The 2,961-nt window shown below is 43.8% G+C and carries 4 protein-coding genes; all 4 read left to right on the top strand.

Features of this window, described 5'->3' with window-relative positions; translation table 11 throughout:
* Positions 1-525: hypothetical protein (locus F8C82_RS14810; protein ID WP_170266288.1), on the top strand; the 525-nt coding region annotated here is incomplete at its 5' end.
* Positions 522-956, top strand: coding sequence for a hypothetical protein (locus F8C82_RS14585; protein WP_151694363.1), 435 nt, complete (start codon positions 522-524; stop codon positions 954-956). The genes F8C82_RS14810 and F8C82_RS14585, both read left to right, overlap by 4 nt.
* 16 nt (positions 957-972) lie before the next feature.
* Positions 973-1,224, top strand: a complete 252-nt coding sequence (locus tag F8C82_RS14580) for a hypothetical protein (RefSeq protein ID WP_151694362.1) — start codon at positions 973-975, stop codon at positions 1,222-1,224.
* 15 nt (positions 1,225-1,239) lie between these two features.
* Positions 1,240-2,961, top strand: a 1,722-nt coding sequence (locus F8C82_RS14575; protein WP_151694361.1) for an ArdC family protein, incomplete at its 3' end; no start/stop codon positions are given.

Genomic DNA, 2,961 nt, shown 5'->3' with positions numbered 1-2,961 from the left:
TCAATGTATTCTGGAGATGAAACGGCTATTTCAAGTACTCAAGTGGCGACTTTTGACACGACCAGAGTTCTGGTTTATGATACAGCTCTTCATGTAGGTGGTGTGAATGGCGGCGAGGTGGTGAAGCGCGAAGCGCCCCTCGCTGTCCATTCTTTATCGATAGATACATCTGCCATTGTTGAGGCGTATTTGGAGAAAAGAACCTACAAAACAGTGTTCCAAGACACGAACCTAAACTTGTCGCTATCTCCTGTTATAAGTGAAAATCAGTTGGATACCATTGCAATCTCTTATAAGCTCTTACGCCCCTCGGAGCGGGTGACCATCACAAAGACCATTCAGCCCCCTAGATATAGTCTTTTTACAGGAGGTAGCTTTATATCGGCGCCCGGACAGTTTGCGCTGATTCCAACTATTTCTCTACGCTGCAAGGATCAATCGATTTACACTCTTGGCTATTGGCCAGGAGAAAAAGGCGGCAGTTTTCAAATATCGGCATCCATTAAAATATTCGACTTCAAATGAAAAAGACACTAGCAGCAATAGGCCTGTTATTTGGCGGCGTGTGGGCGTACAATAAGTACCTCACTGTCAATAGCAGTTTGGATCTGATCAAGATTGAGAGTCCTTTAGTTAGAGATATTGGACTGAAGAATGGCAATGTTGTCTTTCAATTAGACTTACCGGTAGTAAATCCAGAAAGTCAAAACTATACAGGTAAGGTTATCTCTGTTCGGCTCTACAAGAACGGCGAAGAAATAGCTTACTCGGAACCTGGTATTGTTTCTTTCAGTATCGCACCGTCGGCACGAACTCTAGTTCGTGGAATCACGATGAATGTTCCAACAGCTATGATCGACACAGTTTTGACCAACTCATCGAGAGATGGAATCGCGTACAGGGCGGATGTTGAAGTGGCTGGAGTTAAGCTTCAATTCTCTGGAAAATTATCATAAACCAATTTCAATCGACATGAAAAACGAAGTAGAAATCACAGGTAAGGCGCCTTTAATCAAGGTGTGGCAAGACGGTAAGGTTATTGAAGTTATTCGAAGCCGAACACGATTGGCTAAACGCATTCTTCAAGAGGGGTGGCAAGTGGTAGAAGTAAAAGTTCTCTCATTCAAAGGGAAGTCTGTAGCAGCTTTGGCTAGCGAAATTCGTGAACAAGACGAATCCTGGTCCTCTGCAATGTCAAGAGCTCACGCACTTCAAAATCACTAAAGAAACTCTATCTCAATGTCAATCACAGCTCAATTCAATAATCTACACGGTCGCAACATCACCCGAAAGGAAGTTGAAAACTTACTTGACCTATCCGGGAAGAGTAAGGATCCTTGCGCTGTAGATGTTACAATGCGCCTAAAGGATCTTTTAAAGAGATACCCGGATAAGAAAGCATTTGATCTTGAGCTCTACTCTCCTTTGACTGAAGGTTTATATGGACTTTCGGCTGAAGGTTGGGAAGATGATGAGTTGGGATTGGGAAAACCTGTGTCACCGGAGGATGTTTACCAGAAGGTGACAGAAATGGTGATAGAGGCCATCGAGAAGAAAGGCAATTTGCCATGGCGTAAATCGTGGAAGTCGGTAAACAAATATGGAATTTCGGCTTCAAACTTCGCTTCTAAAAAGGCTTATCGAGGCATTAATGCAATGCTTCTAAACTTCATTATTCCTGCCTTGACAGGTCGCAATTGGGATATCCCATATTTTTTGACTTTCAAGCAAATTCAGGAGAGAGGAGGCAAGTTGAAGAAGGGATCCAAGGGGTATATGGTGGTTTACTTCATGTTCTACCATAAGTACCAGGGCAAAACCATCACCGAGAATGAGTATTGGAAACGGTTCTCTGCATGCGGTGAGAAGGGATCAACTCAAGATCAATGTGAAACGCTTGAGAGGATTCCGATGCTTAAATACTACAAGGTGTTTAATGCAGATGATATTGAAGGAATTGACTGGAAGTTGAAAAAAGTCGCTCCGAAGAAGAATTCTGAGAAAATAGAAATAGCCGAGGCTATCGTCACCTCGTACCCAACAGCTCCTGAGCTTGTTCTCGGTGGGGATGACGCGTATTATAGTCCTGGAGATGATTACATCCAACTTCCGTACATCGAAGCTTTTGATAGTCCACAGGAATTCTATTCAACATTCTTCCACGAGATGGTGCATAGTACAGGGCATAGCACGAGGTTATCTCGTGAGCTGAATGGCAACATGAAATCAAAAGCTTATGCGTTCGAGGAGTTGATTGCCGAGATGGGAGCTAATTACTTGAACGCTGAAGCTGGTATTCTGTATTTTACCTTGGACAACAGTGCCCCGTATTTACAAAACTGGATGGGGCGTCTCAAGTCGGAAATGGAGAAGGACAATAAGTTCTTCTTCCGTGCTTGTAGCGCCGCACAAGAAGCTGCTGATTATATTTTAGCGAGGGACTCAAAAGGCGTGCCCGCCTATATGTCGAATTTGAATCCAGAAGTAGCGCAAGTTTTGAGTAAGAATGATCAGCTCGAGCTCGCATTAGCTGGTCCAGTTGACAACATTGTCAATTCAGCCAAAAAACTGATTGGAGGCGCGAAGCAGATCAAAGAATTATCCGGAGAGTTGAAAGACTTATTTGTGACTGCAGATAAGAAAGATGCAGTGAAGCGCCCGGACACTTTTAGGTTACCAGGGAAGATCGGAGAGTTCATGCAGGACCTTCAGCGGTACAAGTTGGCCATTCTACTCAAAGGGGATCCACATGCCGGTAAGAGTGAATTTGTAAAGCAACTCATTGATGGATTCCTTGATTTGAATTGGAGTTGTGCATTCTTTGATTTGGAGCAGGGAGGTTTGGCCAGTAAGGATACGATACAATCTATCGAGAGAAATGTAAAACCAAAGAATCGTTCGAGATTGTTTGTGGCCGCAGAAGCACCTTCAGGATTCGATACCGTAAAGAAAGCCGCAGAG

The sequence above is a fragment of the Phaeocystidibacter marisrubri genome (assembly GCF_008933165.1).
Lineage (GTDB): Bacteria > Bacteroidota > Bacteroidia > Flavobacteriales > Schleiferiaceae > Phaeocystidibacter > Phaeocystidibacter marisrubri.
Note: the sequence above shows the minus strand (reverse complement) of the source record. Positions and strands in the feature narration are given on the sequence as shown.

Bases quoted from the DNA above. Each gene is read 5' to 3' on its own strand.
- F8C82_RS14585 (WP_151694363.1), top strand. From the start codon at position 522: ATGAAAAAGACACTAGCAGCAATAGGCCTGTTATTTGGCGGCGTGTGG.
- F8C82_RS14580 (WP_151694362.1), top strand. From the start codon at position 973: ATGAAAAACGAAGTAGAAATCACAGGTAAGGCGCCTTTAATCAAGGTG.